Annotated in this window: 18 protein-coding genes and 1 riboswitch; of the genes, 6 read left to right on the top strand and 12 right to left on the bottom strand. The window is 62.7% G+C overall.

The window, feature by feature from the left end:
- Position 1 precedes the first annotated feature (1 nt).
- On the bottom strand, positions 2-715 hold the full coding sequence (locus NKH36_RS20365; protein ID WP_352962226.1) for a transcriptional regulator NanR: 714 nt from the start codon (positions 713-715) through the stop codon (positions 2-4).
- A gap of 141 nt (positions 716-856) precedes the next feature.
- Here NKH36_RS20365 and oiaX point away from each other — a divergent pair, with 141 nt between their 5' ends.
- The 5 genes from oiaX to dhaL all read left to right on the top strand — a co-directional run bounded on the left by oiaX (position 857) and on the right by dhaL (position 5913).
- A complete protein-coding gene (gene oiaX, locus NKH36_RS20360; RefSeq protein ID WP_352962224.1) occupies positions 857-2107 on the top strand; it encodes a 3-oxo-isoapionate-4-phosphate decarboxylase OiaX in 1251 nt (416 codons plus the stop codon).
- 9 nt (positions 2108-2116) lie between these two features.
- Positions 2117-3451: a four-carbon acid sugar kinase family protein gene (locus NKH36_RS20355; protein ID WP_352962222.1), complete on the top strand. Its 1335-nt coding sequence runs from the start codon at positions 2117-2119 to the stop codon at positions 3449-3451.
- Positions 3452-3484: 33 nt separating this feature from the next.
- Positions 3485-3631, top strand: a riboswitch (FMN riboswitch).
- Between the two features lie 76 nt (positions 3632-3707).
- Positions 3708-4181, top strand: a complete 474-nt coding sequence (locus NKH36_RS20350; protein WP_352962220.1) for a 6,7-dimethyl-8-ribityllumazine synthase — start codon at positions 3708-3710, stop codon at positions 4179-4181.
- A gap of 74 nt (positions 4182-4255) precedes the next feature.
- The gene (locus NKH36_RS20345) at positions 4256-5263 is read left to right on the top strand and encodes a dihydroxyacetone kinase subunit DhaK (protein ID WP_352962219.1); all 1008 of its coding nucleotides are present in this window, start codon (positions 4256-4258) and stop codon (positions 5261-5263) included.
- Between the two features lie 11 nt (positions 5264-5274).
- Entirely contained in the window at positions 5275-5913 is a 639-nt protein-coding gene (gene dhaL / locus NKH36_RS20340; protein ID WP_352962217.1) for a dihydroxyacetone kinase subunit DhaL, read from the top strand.
- Here the strand turns inward: dhaL and derI are convergent.
- The 3 genes from derI to NKH36_RS20325 all read right to left on the bottom strand — a co-directional run bounded on the left by derI (position 5910) and on the right by NKH36_RS20325 (position 8008).
- Entirely contained in the window at positions 5910-6353 is a 444-nt protein-coding gene (derI, locus tag NKH36_RS20335) for a D-erythrulose-4-phosphate isomerase (RefSeq protein WP_254018744.1), read from the bottom strand. The two genes, dhaL and derI, sit on opposite strands and share 4 nt — an antisense overlap.
- Positions 6354-6381: 28 nt before the next feature.
- Complete coding sequence (locus NKH36_RS20330) at positions 6382-7140, bottom strand: triose-phosphate isomerase (RefSeq protein ID WP_352962215.1); 759 nt, start codon at positions 7138-7140, stop codon at positions 6382-6384.
- Positions 7141-7240: 100 nt separating this feature from the next.
- Positions 7241-8008, bottom strand: a complete 768-nt coding sequence (locus NKH36_RS20325) for a DeoR/GlpR family DNA-binding transcription regulator (RefSeq protein WP_352962213.1) — start codon at positions 8006-8008, stop codon at positions 7241-7243.
- 289 nt (positions 8009-8297) lie between these two features.
- Here NKH36_RS20325 and fba point away from each other — a divergent pair, with 289 nt between their 5' ends.
- Positions 8298-9362 carry a class II fructose-bisphosphate aldolase gene (gene fba / locus NKH36_RS20320; protein WP_352962211.1) on the top strand — a complete coding sequence of 355 codons (1065 nt, stop codon included), beginning with the start codon at positions 8298-8300 and terminating at the stop codon, positions 9360-9362.
- 43 nt (positions 9363-9405) lie between these two features.
- On the opposite strand, the gene NKH36_RS20315 is transcribed toward fba, so the two are convergent.
- The 8 genes from NKH36_RS20315 to NKH36_RS20280 are packed head-to-tail and all read right to left on the bottom strand — an operon-like array spanning position 9406 to position 18553.
- Positions 9406-10347, bottom strand: coding sequence for a sugar phosphate isomerase/epimerase family protein (locus tag NKH36_RS20315; RefSeq protein WP_352962309.1), 942 nt, complete (start codon positions 10345-10347; stop codon positions 9406-9408).
- Positions 10347-11864, bottom strand: a complete 1518-nt coding sequence (locus tag NKH36_RS20310; protein ID WP_352962210.1) for a glycerol-3-phosphate dehydrogenase — start codon at positions 11862-11864, stop codon at positions 10347-10349. The genes NKH36_RS20315 and NKH36_RS20310 overlap by 1 nt, the downstream gene beginning before the upstream one ends.
- Before the next feature lie 49 nt (positions 11865-11913).
- The gene (locus tag NKH36_RS20305; RefSeq protein WP_352962208.1) at positions 11914-12954 is read right to left on the bottom strand and encodes a 2-hydroxyacid dehydrogenase; all 1041 of its coding nucleotides are present in this window, start codon (positions 12952-12954) and stop codon (positions 11914-11916) included.
- A gap of 10 nt (positions 12955-12964) precedes the next feature.
- Positions 12965-14518 carry an FGGY-family carbohydrate kinase gene (locus NKH36_RS20300; RefSeq protein WP_352962206.1) on the bottom strand — a complete coding sequence of 518 codons (1554 nt, stop codon included), beginning with the start codon at positions 14516-14518 and terminating at the stop codon, positions 12965-12967.
- On the bottom strand, positions 14518-15642 hold the full coding sequence (locus tag NKH36_RS20295) for an ABC transporter ATP-binding protein (RefSeq protein ID WP_352962204.1): 1125 nt from the start codon (positions 15640-15642) through the stop codon (positions 14518-14520). The genes NKH36_RS20300 and NKH36_RS20295 overlap by 1 nt, the downstream gene beginning before the upstream one ends.
- The gene (locus NKH36_RS20290; protein ID WP_352962201.1) at positions 15639-16757 is read right to left on the bottom strand and encodes an ABC transporter ATP-binding protein; all 1119 of its coding nucleotides are present in this window, start codon (positions 16755-16757) and stop codon (positions 15639-15641) included. The genes NKH36_RS20295 and NKH36_RS20290 overlap by 4 nt, the downstream gene beginning before the upstream one ends.
- Before the next feature lie 5 nt (positions 16758-16762).
- On the bottom strand, positions 16763-17620 hold the full coding sequence (locus NKH36_RS20285; protein ID WP_352962199.1) for a carbohydrate ABC transporter permease: 858 nt from the start codon (positions 17618-17620) through the stop codon (positions 16763-16765).
- A 9-nt stretch (positions 17621-17629) separates the two neighbouring features.
- Entirely contained in the window at positions 17630-18553 is a 924-nt protein-coding gene (locus NKH36_RS20280) for a carbohydrate ABC transporter permease (RefSeq protein ID WP_352962197.1), read from the bottom strand.
- Between the last annotated feature and the right edge of the window lie 299 nt (positions 18554-18852).

Genomic DNA, 18852 nt, shown 5'->3' with positions numbered 1-18852 from the left:
ATCAGTTGCCGGAATTCATCACGTAGAGCGCGCGCGAGCGCTCGAGGTGCTTTATCATCGCCTTTTCGGCGCCGTCCGCATCCTTCTGCTCGATACGCCCGATGATCTCTTCGTGCTCGGTCAGCGTGAACTTTTCCTTGCCGGTCCAGATCAGCATTTCGGTGTGATATTCCTTCAGCCAGCCAAGCATCGCTTCGCTGACCGCAACATAGATCGGATTGCGGGATATCGCTGCGATCTGGGTATGAAATTTCATGTCGGCCGATATGAAGGCTTCGGAATCGCCGCGAAAGCTCCGCTGTTCGGCAACGGTTGCGCGCAGCCGCTGCACGTCCTCGGCGGTGGCTTTTTCTGCGGCTTCCCTGACCATGCCGCGCTCGAAGAAGATGCGCGCATTCTTGAGGTGCTCCAGCGTGTCCTTCGACGACGAAAGAATGATCTTGGCCGCGCCGTCGACCTGTTTGATGATCGACTTGGCGGTCAGCTGAAGCACTTTCGCCCGCTCGCCATGCGAGATCGCGACGAGACCCATATTGCTCAACGCCTGCATCGCTTCACGGATCGCCGGCCTGCCGACCTCGAAGCGCTCCATCAGCTCACGCTCCGACGGCATGTCGTCGCCCGGCTGCAATTCGCCGCTGGTGATCAAGCGCTTCAGTCTCAAAAATACTTCGTCGGAAAGCTTGCGCCGGACGATCGGCTCCGAACGGTTCATCGTCGCGAATCACTCCCTTGACCGGTCTCTGTTTAGCATTGCCATCACGAATTCCAGAATGCCTGCCGAGCAGGATATCGCTTGCAATACTTATGTACTCATTATACCAGATTTCAAAGATCGGGGAACTTTTTTCGAGCTATGATCACCCTCACCTATCGCATCGAGACCTCGGCGAACATCGAGGCGCTGGCGACCAAGATCGCCAGCGACCAGTCGACCGGAACCTTCGTCGCGCTGGCCGGCGAGACCGAAGAGCTCAAGGCGCGGGTGGCGGCGCGCGTCCTGGCGATACGGCATTTGCCGGACGGCGATCGCCCGTCCCTTCCCGAAGCCGGCGACGGGCCCTTCAAGCGCGCGGATGTCGACATTGCGTTTCCACTGGACGCCATCGGCACAGACCTTTCGGCGCTGATGACCATCGCCATCGGTGGCGCCTTTTCGATCAAAGGCCTGTCCGGCATTCGCGTCGTCGATATGAAGCTGCCGGACGAATACCGGGGCGCGCACCCGGGCCCGCAATTCGGCGTTGCCGGCAGTCGCCGGCTAACCGGTGTGGAGGACCGCCCGATCATCGGGACGATCGTCAAGCCGGCGCTTGGGCTGCGCCCGCACGAGACGGCCGTGATGGTCGGTGAGCTGATCGCCGCCGGCGTCGATTTCATCAAAGATGACGAGAAGCTGATGAGCCCGGCCTATTCGCCTTTGTCGGAACGAGTTAAGGCAATCATGCCGCTCGTCCTCGACTATGAGCAGAAGACCGGCAAAAAAGTTATGTATGCATTTGGCATCTCGCACGCCGACCCGGACGAGATGATGCGCAACCACGATCTGGTAGCGAAGGCCGGCGGCAACTGCGCCGTGGTCAACATCAATTCCGTCGGCTTCGGCGGCATGGCTTACCTTAGAAAGCGCTCCAGCCTGGTGCTCCACGCGCACCGCAACGGCTGGGACATCCTTACCCGCCACCCTGGCCTCGGCATGGATTTCAAGGTCTGGCAGCAGTTCTGGCGGCTGCTCGGCGTCGATCAATTCCAGATCAACGGCATCGCCTCGAAATACTGGGAGCCGGACTGGTCCTTCATCGAGTCCTTCAAGGCGGTGACCACGCCGATCTTTTCGCCGGATGATTGCGCGCTGCCGGTCGCCGGCTCCGGCCAGTGGGGCGGACAGGCCCCCGAAACTTTTGAGCGAACCGGCCGAACGGTCGATCTCCTCTATCTCTGTGGCGGCGGCATCGTCAGTCACCCGGACGGGCCGGGTGCCGGCGTGCGCGCCGTGCAGCAAGCCTGGCAGGCGGCGGTCGATGGTATCCCGCTGGCGGAGTTCGCCCTGACTCATGCCGAGTTGGCGCGGTCGATCGAGAAATTCGGCGACGGCAAAGCGGCCTGAAGCGACGCCATGCAAAACCTGCTGCTGAGCTACTATGGCGACGATCTCACCGGCTCGACCGACGTCATGGAGGCGCTCGAGCTCGGCGGCGTGGCGACCGTGCTGTTCATGCGCCAGCCGGACGAGGCCCTGCTTTCGCAATTCAGACATTGCCGGGCCATCGGCTTAGCCGGCACCAGCCGCAGCGAGACGCCGCAGTGGATGGACACATTTCTGCGGGACGCCTTCGCCTGGCTGAAGACCTTGAACGCCGAGATCTGCCATTACAAGGTCTGCTCGACTTTCGATTCCAGCCCGGCGATCGGCAGCATCGGCCGGGCCATCGAGATCGGCCGCTCGGTGTTTAGCCAAGACGGCGTGCCATTGGTGGTCGGCGCACCGCAGCTCAAGCGCTACACCGCCTTCGGTCATCTGTTTGCGGCCTACCGCGAAAAATATTTCCGTATCGATCGCCATCCCGTGATGAGCCGCCACCCGACCACCCCGATGGATGAATCCGACCTGCTGGTCCATTTGTCGCGCCAGACGGATCTCACCTCAGGGCTGGTCGATCTCGCGACGCTGCAGTCGGCCTTCCGCTCGGAAGCGTTCGATCGCTTGCTCGCCGACAGCACCAACATCGTGCTTTTGGATGTCGACAGCCTGGAAACTCAGGCGCTTGCCGGCAAGGAGATATGGCGTGTTCGCAGGCCGGGCGGCACTTTCGTCGTCGGCTCTTCGGGCATCGAATATGCGCTGCTGGCCGAATGGACCTCCAACGGGAGCGTCCGTGCCGAGCCCAGCTTTTCGCCGCCGGGTGCGGCCGACCGGATTGCGGTGGTCTCGGGCAGCTGCTCGCCGACAACGGAACGACAGATCCGGCATGCTTTGACGGACGGTTTCGATGGGATCGAGGTGGACCCTGTCGAACTGGTCTCGGAGGGTTCCGACAAGGCGATTGCGCGGGCGGTCTCGGCCGGTCGCGCCAGTCTGGTAGCCGGTCGCAGCGTCGTCCTCTACACTGCCCTTGGTCCTTCAGCCGACCGGGGCGCCGAAATCGACCGGCAGGAAGGCGCCCGCCACAAGCTCGGCCGCGGTCTCGGCGAACTTCTTCGCAAGCTGACGATCGAGCAGAAATTGCAGCGCGTGGTCATCGCCGGCGGCGACACGTCGAGCCACGCACTCGGCCAGATGGGCGTCGATGCACTGACGGTCAGGATGCCGCTGCCCGCCTCGCCGGGCTCTCCGCTTTGCGTCGCCCACTCGCGCATCCAGGCAATCGAAGGACTGGAGGTTGCCCTCAAGGGCGGGCAAGTCGGAACTGATCGCTATTTCTGCGCCATCCGCGATGGGCTCGGCGGTTGACAGGTTCGCCCTGCCCTTCCATACAGATGCCGTCAATGTTCTCAGGGCGGGGTGAAAGTCCCCACCGGCGGTAAGGGTTTCGGCCCAAGCCCGCGAGCGCTTTCCGGTTAGCCGGAGGGGTCAGCAGATCCGGTGTGATTCCGGAGCCGACGGTCACAGTCCGGATGGAAGAGAACGAACGGAAGACGGTCCGCTTTCGCGGTTCGGACTCCGTATCGTGCGTCCTGATTCTGGATCGAAACGGAAGGATGGACCCATGAATCAGCATTCCCAGAAAGACTATGAAACGACCCGCGTTGCCGTCATTCGCGCGCGCTGGCACGCCGACATCGTCGACCAGTGCGTCGAGGCGTTCCAGGCCGAACTTGCGGTCCTTGGAGAGAAACGCTTTGCCGTCGATGTCTTCGATGTGCCGGGCGCCTATGAGATTCCGCTGCATGCAAAGACGCTTGCCGAGGCCGGTCGCTATGCAGCGATCCTCGGCGCGGCATTTGTCGTCAATGGCGGCATCTACCGGCATGAATTCGTGGCGAGCGCGGTCATCGACGGCATGATGAATGTGCAATTGTCCACCGGCGTGCCGGTGCTTTCGGCGGTGCTCACCCCGCACAACTACCATGACGGTGCGGAGCATCACCGCTTCTTCTTCGAGCACTTCCAGGTCAAGGGCAAAGAGGCAGCCAATGCCTGCGTGCAGATCCTGGCCGCGCGCGAACGCATCGCCGCGTGAAATGTCCGTCCCCGGGTGGAAATCCCGGTAACACGCTGTACTATCTGCGAAAATACCGAGATCGGAGGATGCAGGTGCAGACCAAGAAGATCATTAATGACGGCAACCGCACCGTCGACGAGATGCTGGAAGGCATCCTGGCCGCGCATCCCCGCCATCTCAAAAGCGCTGAGGGAAGTCCGCGCTCCATCATCGCCCGCGATGGACCTCGCCAAGGCAAGGTCGGCATCGTCATCGGCGGCGGCTCGGGCCACGAGCCGACCTTCCTCGGTTTCGTCGGCAAGGGGCTGGCCGACGCGGCGGCGATCGGCAATGTCTTCGCCTCGCCGCCGCCGGACCCGATCCTCGAATGCGCCAAGGCGGCCAGCGGCGGTGCCGGCGTGCTGTTCATGTATGGCAACTATGCCGGCGACGTGATGAATTTCGACATGGCCGCAGAGATGGCGGCGATGGATGACATCGAGGTGCGCACCGTGCTGACCACCGACGACGTGGCATCGGCGCCACGTGACCAGCGGCAAAAGCGGCGCGGTGTCGCCGGCAATTTCTTTATCTTCAAGGCTACCGGTGCGGCCTGCGACCGGATGCTGTCATTCGATGAATGCGAGCGCATCGCCCGGAAAGCCAACGACCACACTTTCACTATGGGGGTGGCGCTGTCGCCCTGTTCGCTGCCGCAGACCCGCCGGCCGAATTTCGAGATCGGTCCGGACGAGATGGAGATCGGCATGGGCATTCACGGGGAGCCGGGCATCGCGCGCGGAAAACTGAAAACAGCCGACGAGATCACCGACGAGATGCTGGACAAGATCCTCGACGAGATGGCGCCGGCACGTGGCGACAAGGTCGCCGTGCTTGTCAATTCGCTCGGCTCGACGCCGCTGATGGAACTCTACATCATGAACCGGCGCGTGAAGCGTCGGCTGGATGACATCGGCGTGTCAGTTCACGCGACCTGGGTCGGCAATTATTGCACCTCGCTCGAAATGGCCGGCGCCTCGGTGACGCTGGTGCATCTCGACGCCGAATTGCAGACGATGCTCGACCATCCTTGCGACTGCGCCATGTTTCGCGCCGGCTGAAAGCAGCATCCATGACATCCATCGACACAGCCGATCTGAAAACAATGTTCGATGCGATCGCGGTGGCGATCGAAGCCGACAAGGACAGGCTCTGCCAACTCGACGGCGTCATCGGCGACGCCGATCATGGCATCGCCATGGCGCTCGGCTTCGGCGCGGTGCGCGATGCTTTAGCTTTGCTGGACCTCGCGGCGACCGAGCCGACAGCTCTCCTCAACACCGCCGCGAAATCGTTCCTCAACGCCGTCGGCGCTTCGTCAGGTCCGCTCTATGCGACCGCCTTCATGCGTGGTGCGGCCGCCGTCAAGGGCAAGGCTATCCTGACGGACGCGGACGTCATCGCTCTGTTCCAGGCGATGGCGCAAGGCATCCAGGATCGCGGCAAGGCCGAGATCGGCGAGAAGACGATGGTCGACGCCTGGCTGCCGGCGGCGCAAGCAGCGGCGGCCGCGCATGCCTCAGGCAAGACCGTGTCCGAAAGCCTTGAGGCGGCGCTTCAAGCAGCCGAACGGGGCGCCGAGGCGACCAAGGACATGATCGCCGCGAAGGGCCGCTCGTCGCGGCTTGGCGAGCGGTCGCTCGGGCACATAGACCCTGGCGCCGCGTCGGCCGTCACCGTCATCGGCGCGATGCGGAAGAGCTTGGGTTAGCCCAGCTTCGCCGCGTCGAGCCTGTCGATCGCCTGGACATTGCCGGCCGATGGTCCGTTTTCGTCGAACTCCGATGCGAGCCAGGCGTCGACGATCGACTTGGCCAGTTCCGGGCCGATGACGCGGGCACCCATGGTGATGATCTGGGCATTGTTGGATTTCGCAGCGCGCTCGGCGGAGTAGGTGTCATGGGTGAGTGCTGCGCGAATGCCGGGCACCTTGTTGGCCGAGATCGAAACGCCGATGCCGGTGCCGCAAAACAGGATGCCGCGATCGTTCTCGCCGTCGAGGATGGTCTGGGCGAGCTTTTGCGACAGGTCGGCATAGTAGCCCGCCTGGCTGAGGTCGCTGACGGCAAGGCCGGGCTTGGTGGCGAGATGCGCGGCAATAACGTCGAGCAACGGCTTGCCGGCACTGTCGGCTCCAATGGCAATTTTCATTTTTTCTGTCCTTTCCTGTTCGATTGATTCAGATCGCCGCCGAGGCGCGTTGAAGGATGTCGATGTAACCATCCGCCTGCCAGGCGGAGCGGCCAATGAACAGCCCGTCGATATGAGGCTGGCCGATCAACTCGGCGGCATTTTGCGGATTGACGCTGCCGCCATAAAGCACCGGCGGTATGGCCGGCAGAAGATCGCCGGCGATCTTCTTGATCAAGGCCTGCTGCCTATCGGCATAGTCCGCACTTGCCGGAATGCCCTTGTCGCCAATCGCCCAGACCGGCTCGTAAGCAAACAGGATCGTCGCCGCCTTTGCCTGGCCTTCAAGGTATTGCAGCGCGCCATGCACCTGCAAGGCCAGCACCGCATCGGCCTGGCCGCTGTTGCGTTGTGCCAATGTCTCGCCGACGCAAATGAGCGGCACCAGCCCATGCTTCACCGCCGCAGCGGTCTTGAGGCCGACCGCATTGTCGGTCTCGCCGAAATGCTCGCGCCGTTCGCTATGGCCGAGCTCGACGAGGTCGAGCCCGCAATCGGTCAGCATCACCGGCGAGATCTCGCCGGTCCAGGCTCCGGCGTCGGCCCAATGCATGTTCTGCGCACCGACCTTGACCCGCGTCGTCGCCAACGCCTTCTTGACCTCGCGGACCGCCGTGAAGGGTGGGATGACGAAGGGCTGGATGCGGTCGTCGAAGCCGGGGACGAACCCCGCCAGCGCCCTGACGAATTCAGTCGCCTCTGCAAGCGTCTTGTTCATTTTCCAGCTTGTGCCGACCCAGTAAACCATGCGTCCTCCTTCTAGAACCTGTTCCCTAGCGGGATGCGGTTCTATCTTCTTTGACCATGATCTTTTCCGAAAACCGGTTCCCACTTTTCGGGATCATGGTTTAGTCCTTCTCGACTAGTGTTAGCGAAACGCCGGCGCCATCCAACACCTCGCGCATCTGCGATTCCAGTTCGCGACCCGTGAAGACGGCGTCGAACGCCTTGAGATCGGTCAGGAAATGCAGGGCCGTGCGGCCGAACTTGCCATGATCGACCAGCAAATATTTACGCGCGGCGGCGGCCATCATCAGCCGCTTGGTGTGGACCACTTCCTGGTCCTGGTGGAAGGCGGAAGCGCCGTGGATGGCCGACGATGACAGGAAGGCCACATCGGCGCGCAACGATCTCAACGTGTCCTCGGCAAGCAGGCCGAAGAAACCGTGAAACTTCTTGCTGTACTGGCCACCGAGCGCGATCAGGGTGATCCCGCCAACGCCTGCCAGATCCTGGATGACGGCCAGATTGTTGGAGATCACCGTCAGCGGGCGGAGATCCGTAAGGTGGCGCGCGATGCCGCCGGCCGTCGAGCCGTCGTCGATGATCACCGTCTGGCCCGGTTCGATCATCGCCACGGCGGCAGCCGCCAAGCGCTGCTTCTCCTCACCGGCCTGCTTCTGACGGTAGCGGAAATCGCTTTCGAACAGACCGCTCGGCTGGATCGAGGCGCCGCCGCGCACCTTGCGCAGGAAACCGCTTTCCTCAAGCTCGTCGAGATCGCGATGGACGGTCATCTTCGACACGCCAAAGCGCGAGGCGAGGTCATCGACACTGGCCGTGCCGGTGTCCATCAGAAAATCCATGATGCCTTGCCGCCGGCCGTCGCTCTTCATTGTCCAGCCTGTTCCTGAATCCGGCTCGCTGCGAACCGCCGTGGCGGAAACGGCGAGCTGAAACCATTATAACAGAGAAAATCGCATCCATGCCGAATTTTTTGTGATGGTGTTACGTTTATTTGGGATATTGCTCGCTTATGATCGCGGACGTGTAACAAGAATTGCTCCCGGCGCCTTGGCCAAAGGTTGCGGATCTCTGGAAATCCGGCCAGAAGCATCAGTGGGCCGAACCACGACCGGACGGCTCGCAACCATCGGCTTGAAACCAAATACGGGAGACTATTGGGTGGCTCGCATTACATTGAGACAATTGCTCGACCATGCCGCCGAACACGGCTATGGCGTGCCTGCCTTCAACATGAACAATATGGAACAGGGCCTCGCCATCATGGAGGCCGCCGAGGAGACCAAATCGCCGGTCATTCTGCAGGCGAGCCGCGGCGCCCGCGCCTATGCCAACGATGTCGTGCTGGCCAAGCTGATCGACGCGCTGGTCGAAATCCATCCCGATATCCCGGTCTGCATGCATCTCGACCACGGCAACAACGAAGCGACCTGCGTCACCGCGATTCAGTACGGCTTCACCTCGGTAATGATGGACGGCTCGCTGAAGGAGGACGGCAAGACGCCGGCCGATTACGATTATAATTCCGCTATCACGCGGCGCGTCGTCGACATGGCGCATTGGGGCGGCGTGTCGGTGGAAGGCGAGATCGGCGTTCTCGGCTCGCTGGAGATGGGCGGCGGCGAACAGGAAGACGGCCATGGCGTCGAAGGCGCCGTCAGCCATGACCAGTTGCTGACCGATCCGGAACAGGCGGTGCAGTTCGTCAAGGACACGCATGTCGATGCGCTGGCCGTCGCCATGGGTACCAGCCACGGCGCCTACAAATTCTCGCGCAAGCCGGACGGCGCTGTTCTGGCGATGAACGTGATCGAGGAGATCCACCGCCGCCTGCCGAACATGCATCTCGTCATGCACGGCTCGTCCTCGGTGCCGGAAGAGCTGCAGGAGATCATCAACAAATATGGCGGCCAGATGAAGCCGACTTGGGGCGTGCCGGTCGAGGAGATCCAGCGCGGCATCAAGCACGGCGTGCGCAAGATCAACATCGACACCGACAACCGCATGGCGCTGACCGGCGCGATCCGCAAGGTGCTTACCGAGAACCCGAGCGAATTCGATCCGCGCAAATATCTGACTCCGGCGATGGCCGCGATGAGGAAGCTGTGCAAGGAGCGCTTCGAGCAGTTCGGCACCGCCGGCAACGCTCCCAAGATCAAGCCGCTGCCGGTCTCGGAAATGGCCAAGCGCTACAAATCGGGCAGTCTCGACCCGAAATTCGGCTGACGCATTCCGGTTCTAAGCAGGAGCCGCATCGGCTCCTGCTTATCTATCCTGCTCGCGGCAAAATCGCTGCCCTGCCGGTCTCGATAAACGGCGCCCAGTAGTCGACCGACTCGCGGATCATGGCGACGACCTGGTGATCGACCGGCTCACGTTCGCGAAACGACAGTTCGAGGCAGATCTCGTTGTCGATGCCGCCGCCGCGGCCAACCGTCTCCAGAAGTTTTTCCGGCGTGATGCGGCCGTCCTTGTTATAGGCGGCGATGAACGGCCAATGGCCGCCCTTGTTCATCGACGACTGTTTGATGTGGATGATCGGCGATACCCTGGGAAAGGCTTCGGCCCAGGCATAGGGATCGATGTCGGCCGGGTTGCTCGAGGTGACGTCGCCATGGTCGATATCGACCATCATCTTCATGGGGATGGCCATGCCGGCTGCTTCGATCTCGTTGTGCAGGGCCCAGCAACCCTCGATGGTGTGGCCGAATTCGCGGCCGACCGACATCGGCTCCCAGAACAGATAAGTTAATCCGGCCGCCTTGGCGTGCTCGGCGACCTCGCGCCAGCATTCCAGCGCGATGTCGAAAAGCCGCGCGCGACGCTCGGGATCATTGAAATCCCTGTGCGTGAAGATCGCGAACTGGGTGCCCATGCCGCTGGCGCCGAGCTCGGCCGAAATGTCGGCAAAGCTCTTGAACCAATCGACATAGTAGCGGCGGACATCGGCGTCGGGATGGCCGAAATGATTGAGCCGCCCATAAGGGCCGGTCATCCCCGACGTCACGCGCACGCCGGTGCGGTCGAGCGCGTTGCGGAACAGGCGGATGAATTTCGAGATCGTCGCCGCCGGCCAGCCGGGGTTGACGAATTCATGCGTGAGCTGCACGTCCCGGATGCCGATGTCGTAAGCGATCGCATCGATCAGGTCGTCCGGTTCGGCGAAACGATTGACCAGCGGATTGGTGTTGAGGGAAAGCGTAAAGGCCATCAGCTTGCTTTCACCAGCCGGCTCGCGCACCAGTCCTCGAAGGCGGCTTTTTCTGCGGCGGACAGGTGCAGCCCATGCTTGGTGCGCCGTTCGAGAATGTCGGCGGCGGTCAGCGCCCATTCATATTTGAACAAATAATTGGCTTCGCGTTCGAAAAAATCCTTGCCGAAGCACCGCCCCAGATCGGCGAGCGACTTGGCCGCCCCGACCAGAAGGCGCGTCCTGGTGCCGTAGAGCCGGCCATAATGCTTGACCAGCGACGCCGGCATCCAGGGATATTCGCGGCCGAGATCGCCGAGAAACTGCTCGAAGTCGGCATTGGCGATATCGCCACCCGGCAGGTAGTCCTTCGATGTCCACGGCTTGCCCATTTTCGGAAAGAACGGCGCGATCCGGTCCAGCGCGTGCTCGGCCAGCTTGCGGAAGGTGGTGATCTTACCGCCGAACACGGAGAGCAGCGGCGCCTGCCCGGCCGATGCGTCGAGCTCGAAAATATAGTCGCGCGTTACCGCGCTGGGGTTGTCGGCGTTGTCGTCATAGAGCGGCCGAACGCCGGAAAACGAGTAGATGACATCGTCGCGGGCAAGTTCGCGCTTGAAGTAGCGATTGACGATATTGATCAGGTAGTCGATCTCGCTGCTATCAGCCTTCACATCTTCCGGCCGCCCGTCATAGGGGATGTCGGTGGTACCGATCAGCGCCAGATCGTTCTGGTAAGGGTTGATGAAGATCACGCGCTTGTCGCTGTTCTGGACGAGATAGGCCTGCCGCCCTTCCCAGAATTTCGGCACGACGATGTGGCTGCCCTTGACCAGGCGCACATTTCGTTTGGAGTTCTGGCCGGCCACGCGGTTGATGATGTCGTTGACCCAAGGACCGGCGGCGTTGATCAGCGCCCGTGCCCGAACCGTCGTCGTGACGCCGGTTCGGCTGTCGCGCATCTCGACCGACCACAGGCCGTTTTCGCGGCGGGCGGCGGTGCAGGCGGTCCGGGCAAGGATCTTGGCTCCCCGTTCCGCAGCGTCAAGCGCATTGATGATGACGAGACGGGCGTCGTCGACCCAGCAATCGGAATATTCGAAACCGCGCTTGAACGCATCCTTGATCGGCGCGCCTTCGGGCGCGGTGCGCAGGTTGAGCGTGCGGGTGGCCGGCAGCCGCTTGCGGCCGCCGAGATGATCGTAGAGGAACAGGCCGAGCCGGACCAACCAGGCCGGCCGGTCATCCGGGCTGTGCGGCAGCACGAAGCGCATCGGCCAGATGATGTGCGGCGCCGATTCAAGCAGCACTTCGCGCTCGATCAGCGCCTCGCGCACCAGCCGGAACTCGTAGTATTCGAGATAGCGCAGGCCGCCATGGACAAGCTTTCCCGATCGCGAACTGGTGCCTTCGGCCAGATCGTCTTTTTCGCATAGAATGACCGAAAGCCCGCGGCCGGCTGCGTCGCGCGCGATGCCGGCGCCATTGACGCCACCGCCGATGACGAACAGGTCGACGATTTCATTGGCGCCGCTCATCTCGCCGGGTCCTCGGTGCCTGGATTGTGTTTCATGGCTGCCGCGACCTTCAGCATGGATTGATAGGCGGGAGACCGGCGATAAAGCGACGCACCTCTTCGGCAGCCTGCTCGGCGGCATAGGTCACGGTGCGTACGGAGGCACCGGCGATATGCGGCGTCAGCGTGACGTTCGGAAGCTGCAGCAGCGGCCAGTCGGCAGGCACCGGCTCGACCGCGAACGTCTCCAGCATCGCGCTGCCGATATGGCCTGAGACGAGCGCATCGTAAAGCGCGTCGTAGTCGACCAGCGGCCCGCGCGCGGTGTTGACGAAGATCACCCCCGGCTTCATCCGCGCGATGGTGTCCTTGTTGATCAGTCCGCGGGTCTCCTCGGTTACTCGGGAATGAAGCGTGACCACATCGGAGCGGGACAGGAGATCGTCCAGCGAGACCAGTTCGACGCCGCCATTGCGGTCTTCGGCACTCAGTTGCACATAGGGATCGGTGACCAGGATGCGGCAGCCGAAGGCGCGCAGCAGGCGGACAACCTTGGTACCGATATTGCCGTAGCCGATGACGCCGACGATCATTTCGTTGAGCTCGCGGCCGGTGCGGTCGGCCCGGTAGAGATCGCCGCGCCATTCCCCTTTGCGCAAGGCCTCGTGCCCGGCCCGGATCAGCCGCGTCTCGGCAAGGATGGCACCGATGGTGAACTCGGCCACAGCACTTGCATTGCGGCCGGGCACGTTGACCACAGTGATGCCATGGGCCTTGGCGGCGGCCATGTCGATGTTGATCGGGCCGCCGCGCGATACCGCGACCAGTTTGAGTGTGGGCATGCGCTGCATCATGGTCTCGGAGAGCGGCGCTAGCTGGGTGACGAATATCTCGGCGTCGCCGATGAAATCGACCACTTCGTCCGGATCGCCAAAATACTCCTTGACCTTGTCGAGGCCAAGCGCCGCATTGCCGAATTCCATCGGCTCGTCGGGCCAGGCTGCCTCAAGCGTGCGAATGTCGAGATTGTCGCCGCAGGCCTTCTCGATTTTCTCGCGAAACACCTGGGGAAGCATGAAGCGGTCGCCAATGATTGCAATCTTCTTACGCATGCTCGACTTCTCAGTTTGCCCTGGATGCGGCCATCGACCGCCAGACCGGCCGCAGCGCCTCGTGCGCCAATGTGTAGGACGGAACCGTCCGCTCATAGATCGCTGCAAGTTTTGGGTCGCTCGGCTCCGCCGCGCCAAGCAGCGGCGTGACCCATTCGCCGACGCATTCGTCCATCGACTTGTATTGGCCGACGCAGACCGCAGCGATCATCGCGGCACCCGCCGCACCGGCTTCCTCGCGTTGGCTGGTGCGAATGTCGGTGCCGACGACAGCACCCAGGATCTTGCGCAGAGCCAGGCTTCTGGCCGCACCGCCGGTCAGCCGGATTTCGCTCGGCAGCGGCCCCATGGCCGCATAGCAATCGCGTGCCGCGAAGGCCAGACCCTCAAAAACAGCGCGAACCATATCGCCATAGCCGTGCCGCGACGAAATGCCGACGAAGCCGGCCCTGGCGTTGGCATCGACGAACGGCCCCCGCTCGCCGGCCTCCGACACATAGGGCTGATAGAGCAAAGAGGCCGGCTCCGATGACGATATCCATTTATCGACCAGCGCAATCATCTCGCCATTGGTTCGCGTAATGCCTTGCGAAGCGAGAATGCCGGAGGCGAGGCTAAGGACCCAATCGATGTTGAGTGTCGCCGCCATGTTCGACTGCATCTGCGCAAAGACGCCGGGCACCGGCATTGTCATGGTATAGCCGGTCGCCGCCTCGTTGAGCAGCACCTCGTCCGGCGTCTGCGCTAGCCGCATATGCATGCCGGTGGAGCCGATGATGGAGCAGCCGGGCTTGCGCTCGCGGTCGAGCAGGCCGGCGCCGAGCGCGGTGCAGGCCACGTCGACATAGGCCAACACGACCGGCGTACCGGAAAGCAGCCCGGTTGCTTCGGCAGCCGCCGCCGACAGGCCGGCGCTATGCCTGGTGCCGTCGACGATCGGCGGCAGCAGATGCCTGAGATCAGTGACGCCGAGCACCTCAAGCACATCGTCGCAATAGCCACGAGTGCGGAAGTCGCCAAAGGTGAAGGTGCCCTCGGACGGATCGGTGGCGCGTTCGCCGGTCAGGTTGAAATAGAGCCAGTCCTTGCAATGAAATGCCGTCGTGGCATCGGCAAACAAGTCAGGCGCGTTGCGCTTCATGAAGGCAAGCTGCGGTCCCTGCTGGCAGGCGGCCAACCCGCTGCCGGTCTTTTCGAAGCGGAGCCGATCCTCCGGTCGCGCACGGATCTCCTCGACGATCCCTGCAGCGCGCGCGTCGAGCCATAGCCAGCCCTTGGCGACCGGCTCACCGTCCTTGTCGATCAGCCAGGTGCCATCGCCCTGCCCGGTCACGGCGATGGCAATGGTGCGCCTGGCAAGGTCCGGCACTTTGTCGGCAAGCTGGCGCAAGGTAGTCGCGGTATCGGCCCAGGTGCGCGCCAGATCCTGCTCGGCGCCGCCGCCCGGCAAGGTCTCGTACCGGTTCGGCAACGCCGTGGCCGCGAGCTGCCGGCCCGCCGTGTCGAAGGCGACGGATTTGATGACAGACGTGCCGGCATCGATGCCGATCAGCACATCCCGCATCAGGCAAGCTCCATGCCGTGCGAAATGGCCATGCCGCTGGACTGATCGAAGACGTGCAGGTTTTTCGGATCGATGCTGATGCTAATCGGCGCGCCAAGCTCCAGCCGGGTCCGGTCATGCTCGACCAGGACCAGCGAACCGCCGGCGAAATCCGCCGCGATATGCGTCTGATCGCCGAGCCATTGGTTGGCCGAAACCGTGGCCGGCACGCCATCTTTCGAGCGGCGGACGGCATAGGGCCTGATACCGATGACGACCCGCTGCCGTTTGAGCAATTCGTCGCGAACCGAGCCGCTGAACGCGTCCTTGTCATAGTCGAGTGAAAGCCCGTCGGGCAGTCGCAGATTGATCTTGTCGGCAGCCGTGCCGACATAGGCCTCGAAGACATTCATCGGCGGCTCGCCTACGAAAGTGCCGGTGAACAGGTTGGCTGGCCGCTGCTTGAGCATGTCGGGCGTGTCGAACTGCTGCAAGACGCCGCCTTCCATCACCGCGATCCGGTCGGCCAACGCGTTGGCCTCGGTCTGGTCGTGGGTGACCAGGATCGCGGTCAAGCCACGCTCCTTGATGAAGTGCTTGATGCGACCGCGCAGCACGGCGCGAAGCTGCGGCTCGAGCTGGCCCATCGGTTCGTCCAGCAAATGCAGATCGGCCTTGCGGATCAGCGCCCGGCCGAGGCTGGCGCGCTGCTGCTGGCCGCCGGAGATGGAGCTCGGATAGCGCTCAAGAATATCCTCGATCTCGAGCAGCTTGGCGATGCTGGCAACCTTCGCGTCAACCTCGCTTTTCGGCAGCTTGGCCGCCTTCAGCGCAAACGCCATGTTCTCGCGCACGGTCAGCGGCGGATAGAGCGAATAGCCCTCGAACGCCATCGCCACATTGCGCTTGATTGGTGGCAGCGTGTGCACCTTGCGGCCGGCAACCGAGATGGTGCCGCGCGAGACCTCTTCGAAGCCGGCGATCATGCGCAACGTCGAGGTCTTGCCGCAGCCGGACGAGCCGAGCAGTGCGACGATCTCGCCCCTGCCGATTTCCATCGTCAGGTTCTGGACAGCGTGCACGCCCCTATCGATCGGACCGTAGAACTTATCGACGCCGGAAATGGTGAGTGCGCTCGGGCTCATGCCGCTTCTCCGCTGCGCAAATTGACCACGTTCTTCGAGCCGATACGGTCGCCACTGGCACGATCGAACAGCAGGGCGCTTTTGCCGTCGACGGCGATATGGGCCCTGCCCTCGGTTTGACCCGGTGTTCCGCCCGGCCGGGAGACCAGGATCTCGCGGCCGCGCACGGTGCGCACCAGCGTAACGATCTTTTCGTTGAGCGGCGTCTCGGCCTCGACCGTCACCGGAATGGCGCCCGGCGAACTTTCGCCGACGAAGCTCAGCGCTTCCGGCCGCAAGCCGATCACGCAATCGCGGCCGACCGTCGCGTCATAGGCGCCCGTCAGATGGACCTGGACATTCGACAGGCCGACATAGATGCCCTTGGCATCGCGCGACGGCTTGACGTCGAGCAGGTTGATGGTCGGATCACCGAACAGCCGCGCGATCTCGATGTTGGCCGGCTCACGATAGACCTGCTCGGGCGTGCCGAGCTGCTTGATAACACCTTGCGACATCACCGCGATGCGATTGCCAAGCGCCATGGCCTCCTTGTAGTCCTGGGTGACGTAGACGACGGTCGCGCCACGGTCGGCCAGCAGCCTCGGCAGTTCGAGCCGCATCTCGAAGCGCAGTTTGGCATCGACATTGCGCAGCGGGTCGTCGAGCAGGAGCACCGGCGGCGAGCCGACCAGAGCGCGGGCGAGCGCGGTGCGCTGCTTCTGGCCGTTGGATAGCGCCCGTGGTTTATGACTGAGCACGTGACCGATCTTCAGCAGCTTGGCGACGCCCTCGACGCCCGCTTTCATCGCGCTCTGCGATGAGCGCTTGGCCTGAAGCGGCGTGGCAATGTTGTCGAAGGCGGTCATGTGCGGAAACAGCGCGAAATTCTGAAACGCCATGCCGACGCCGCGGAACTCGGCATCGAGGTCGGTCATGTCCTCGCCGCCGATGAAGATCTTTCCCTCATCGGGGTCGATGACGCCAGCGACGAGCCGCAGCAGCACCGTCTTGCCGGCGCCGGACGGCCCGAACAGGACCAGGGTTTCGCCGTCGGCAACGGTCAGCGACAGATTGTCGAGGACAGTCTGGCTCTTATAGCGTTTGACGACATTTCGAAGTTCGAGGCTGGCCATCGGAGCTATCCTTTCACGGCGCCGAGCGACAGGCCTTCGACGAGATAGCGCTGCGCATAGAGGGCAAGTGCCAGCGTCGGCGTGATCGAAAGCACGATCGCCGCCGAGATCTGGCCATACTGGATGCCGGAGGAGGTGATGAAGGCGAGCGCGCCGACTGTCACCGGTTGCTTGTCGGCCGAGGCGAGCACGAGGGCGAAGACAAAATTGTTCCAGGCAAAGATGAAGGCGAGCAGGCCGGCGGCCGCAATGCCCGGGCCGGCGAGCGGCAGCGCGATCTTGCGGAAAGTGGCGAACCAGGAATGACCGGCGATTCGATAGGCATATTCGATGTCGGCCGGGATGTCCTCGAAATAGCCGCGCACGATCCATAGGATCAGCGGCAGGCAGATCAGCTGATAGACCCAGATCAGCCCGATATAGGTGTTGGCCAATCCAAGCTTCTGGAAATAGAGGGTCAGCGGCAGGAGCACCAGAAGCGCCGGCGCGAACCTGAATGATAGCAGCGTGAAGGCGATGTCTTCCGAGCCGCGGAATTTGTGCCGTGCAAAGGCGTAAGCGGCGGGAACGCCGAGCAGTAGCGCGACGGCGACCGAGGTGACCGACAGGAACACCGAATTCCAGAGGTTGCGCATGAAGGCGATGTCGAGCGTGCCGGCCGCCGTCGTCAGCTTCCCGGTGATCAGCGCGGTGTAGTTGGCCAGCGTCGGCTTGAAGACAAGCTGCGGTGGAATCCGCAGGATGGTCTCGTTGGTCTGGAACGACATCATAAGGATCCAGACGATCGGGAACATGAAGAAGATCACGACCAGCGTCAGCGCTATGCCGCGCAGGGTGCGTTCGAGAAGCGAGGTGTGTTCCATCTCAGCCTCCTATGCCTGGCCGCGGGCGCGTTCGCGCAGGCGCAGCCAGTTCTTGATGAAGATGTTCGAGAGGAAATAGGTGATCGCCCACAGGATGATCATCAGCGCCGCCGAGCGGCCGACATTGGTCGACTGGAAGAAGTTGAGGTAGGCCTCGACCTGGAAGACGGTCAGCGTGTCGCCCGGACCGCCCTGGGTCATGGCATAGATGATGTCGAACTGCTGGATGGAATCCAGCAGGCGGAACAGCGTCGCCGTCAGGATGTAGGGCGTCAGCATCGGCAAGGTGATGCGGAAGAACACGAAACTCCTCGGCACGCCGTCAAGTGCTGCCGCCTCGAACGGCTGCGTCGGCAGGCTGCGCAGGCCGGCAAGCAGCAGGATCATGATGAAAGGCGTGTAGACCCAGATGTCGACAAGAACCACGGTGAAAAGTGCGGTAGACGGAGACGAGGCCCAGCGGAAATCCTGCAGTCCGATCAGGCTGGCGAGATAGCTGAGCACGCCGAAGCCGGGATTGGTCATCAGCTTCCACATCAGCGCGGCAAGCGCCGGCGCCGTCATCAGCGGCATCAACAGCATGATCGAGATGAAGTTGTTCAGCGTCGAGCGCTTCTGCAGCAGCATGGCGATGCCGAGACCGAGAAGCAGTTCGAGCAGGACGGTGATGCCCGCATACAGCAGCGAAACCTCAAGTGTGTTCCAGAACCTCGGGTCAGTGAAAAAGGAGATGTAATTGTCGCCCCAGTTGAACTGCCGCGCCCAGGGCTGGCTCAGCCGGTAGCGCTGGAACGAATAGACCACAGATGTGAAGAACGGGATCAGGATGCCGATGCAGACGAGCAAGGCCGGCAGGCTGAGTACATAAGGCAGCACCTTCTTGCTGATCCTGAAGCCGGAAGGCCTTTTTCTTTGCATTGTCGCCGCAGTCATCGTTGCTCACCCGTCATCTCTGTTGCTTCGCCCTGCCGGCCGCCCAGGGAGCTAGGCGGCCGGTGGGCGAGTGGCGGCACCGCCAGTGTTTGAGCATCGGATTTTCCAAAACCGGTTTCCACTTTTGGTCCGATGCTCCAAGGCGCCGCTCCGCAGTGGAATGGCGGGGGGGGGGGGGGGCGGGGGGGGCGGCGCGCGCCCCGGCGGGTAAGTAAGCAAGCCCGCAGGGCCGGAGGACGTGTGAGAAAAAAAAAAGACACCGCGAGCGGCAGAAGATAAGAATATTGTCTATGGGGGGA

Origin of the sequence: Mesorhizobium sp. M1312, from assembly GCF_040318115.1 — a bacterium.
In the GTDB taxonomy this organism is placed as follows: domain Bacteria; phylum Pseudomonadota; class Alphaproteobacteria; order Rhizobiales; family Rhizobiaceae; genus Mesorhizobium.
Note: the sequence above shows the minus strand (reverse complement) of the source record. Positions and strands in the feature narration are given on the sequence as shown.

Excerpts from the sequence above, each read along its gene's own strand:
- NKH36_RS20365 (WP_352962226.1), bottom strand. The coding sequence starts at position 715 with ATGAACCGTTCGGAGCCGATCGTCCGGCGCAAGCTTTCCGACGAAGTA.
- oiaX (WP_352962224.1), top strand. The coding sequence starts at position 857 with ATGATCACCCTCACCTATCGCATCGAGACCTCGGCGAACATCGAGGCG.
- NKH36_RS20355 (WP_352962222.1), top strand. The coding sequence starts at position 2,117 with ATGCAAAACCTGCTGCTGAGCTACTATGGCGACGATCTCACCGGCTCG.
- NKH36_RS20350 (WP_352962220.1), top strand. The coding sequence starts at position 3,708 with ATGAATCAGCATTCCCAGAAAGACTATGAAACGACCCGCGTTGCCGTC.
- dhaL (WP_352962217.1), top strand. The coding sequence starts at position 5,275 with ATGACATCCATCGACACAGCCGATCTGAAAACAATGTTCGATGCGATC.
- derI (WP_254018744.1), bottom strand. The coding sequence starts at position 6,353 with ATGAAAATTGCCATTGGAGCCGACAGTGCCGGCAAGCCGTTGCTCGAC.
- NKH36_RS20330 (WP_352962215.1), bottom strand. The coding sequence starts at position 7,140 with ATGGTTTACTGGGTCGGCACAAGCTGGAAAATGAACAAGACGCTTGCA.
- NKH36_RS20325 (WP_352962213.1), bottom strand. The coding sequence starts at position 8,008 with ATGAAGAGCGACGGCCGGCGGCAAGGCATCATGGATTTTCTGATGGAC.
- NKH36_RS20315 (WP_352962309.1), bottom strand. The coding sequence starts at position 10,347 with ATGGCCTTTACGCTTTCCCTCAACACCAATCCGCTGGTCAATCGTTTC.
- NKH36_RS20310 (WP_352962210.1), bottom strand. The coding sequence starts at position 11,864 with ATGAGCGGCGCCAATGAAATCGTCGACCTGTTCGTCATCGGCGGTGGC.
- NKH36_RS20305 (WP_352962208.1), bottom strand. The coding sequence starts at position 12,954 with ATGCGTAAGAAGATTGCAATCATTGGCGACCGCTTCATGCTTCCCCAG.
- NKH36_RS20300 (WP_352962206.1), bottom strand. The coding sequence starts at position 14,518 with ATGCGGGATGTGCTGATCGGCATCGATGCCGGCACGTCTGTCATCAAA.
- NKH36_RS20295 (WP_352962204.1), bottom strand. The coding sequence starts at position 15,642 with ATGAGCCCGAGCGCACTCACCATTTCCGGCGTCGATAAGTTCTACGGT.
- NKH36_RS20290 (WP_352962201.1), bottom strand. The coding sequence starts at position 16,757 with ATGGCCAGCCTCGAACTTCGAAATGTCGTCAAACGCTATAAGAGCCAG.
- NKH36_RS20285 (WP_352962199.1), bottom strand. The coding sequence starts at position 17,620 with ATGGAACACACCTCGCTTCTCGAACGCACCCTGCGCGGCATAGCGCTG.
- NKH36_RS20280 (WP_352962197.1), bottom strand. The coding sequence starts at position 18,553 with ATGACTGCGGCGACAATGCAAAGAAAAAGGCCTTCCGGCTTCAGGATC.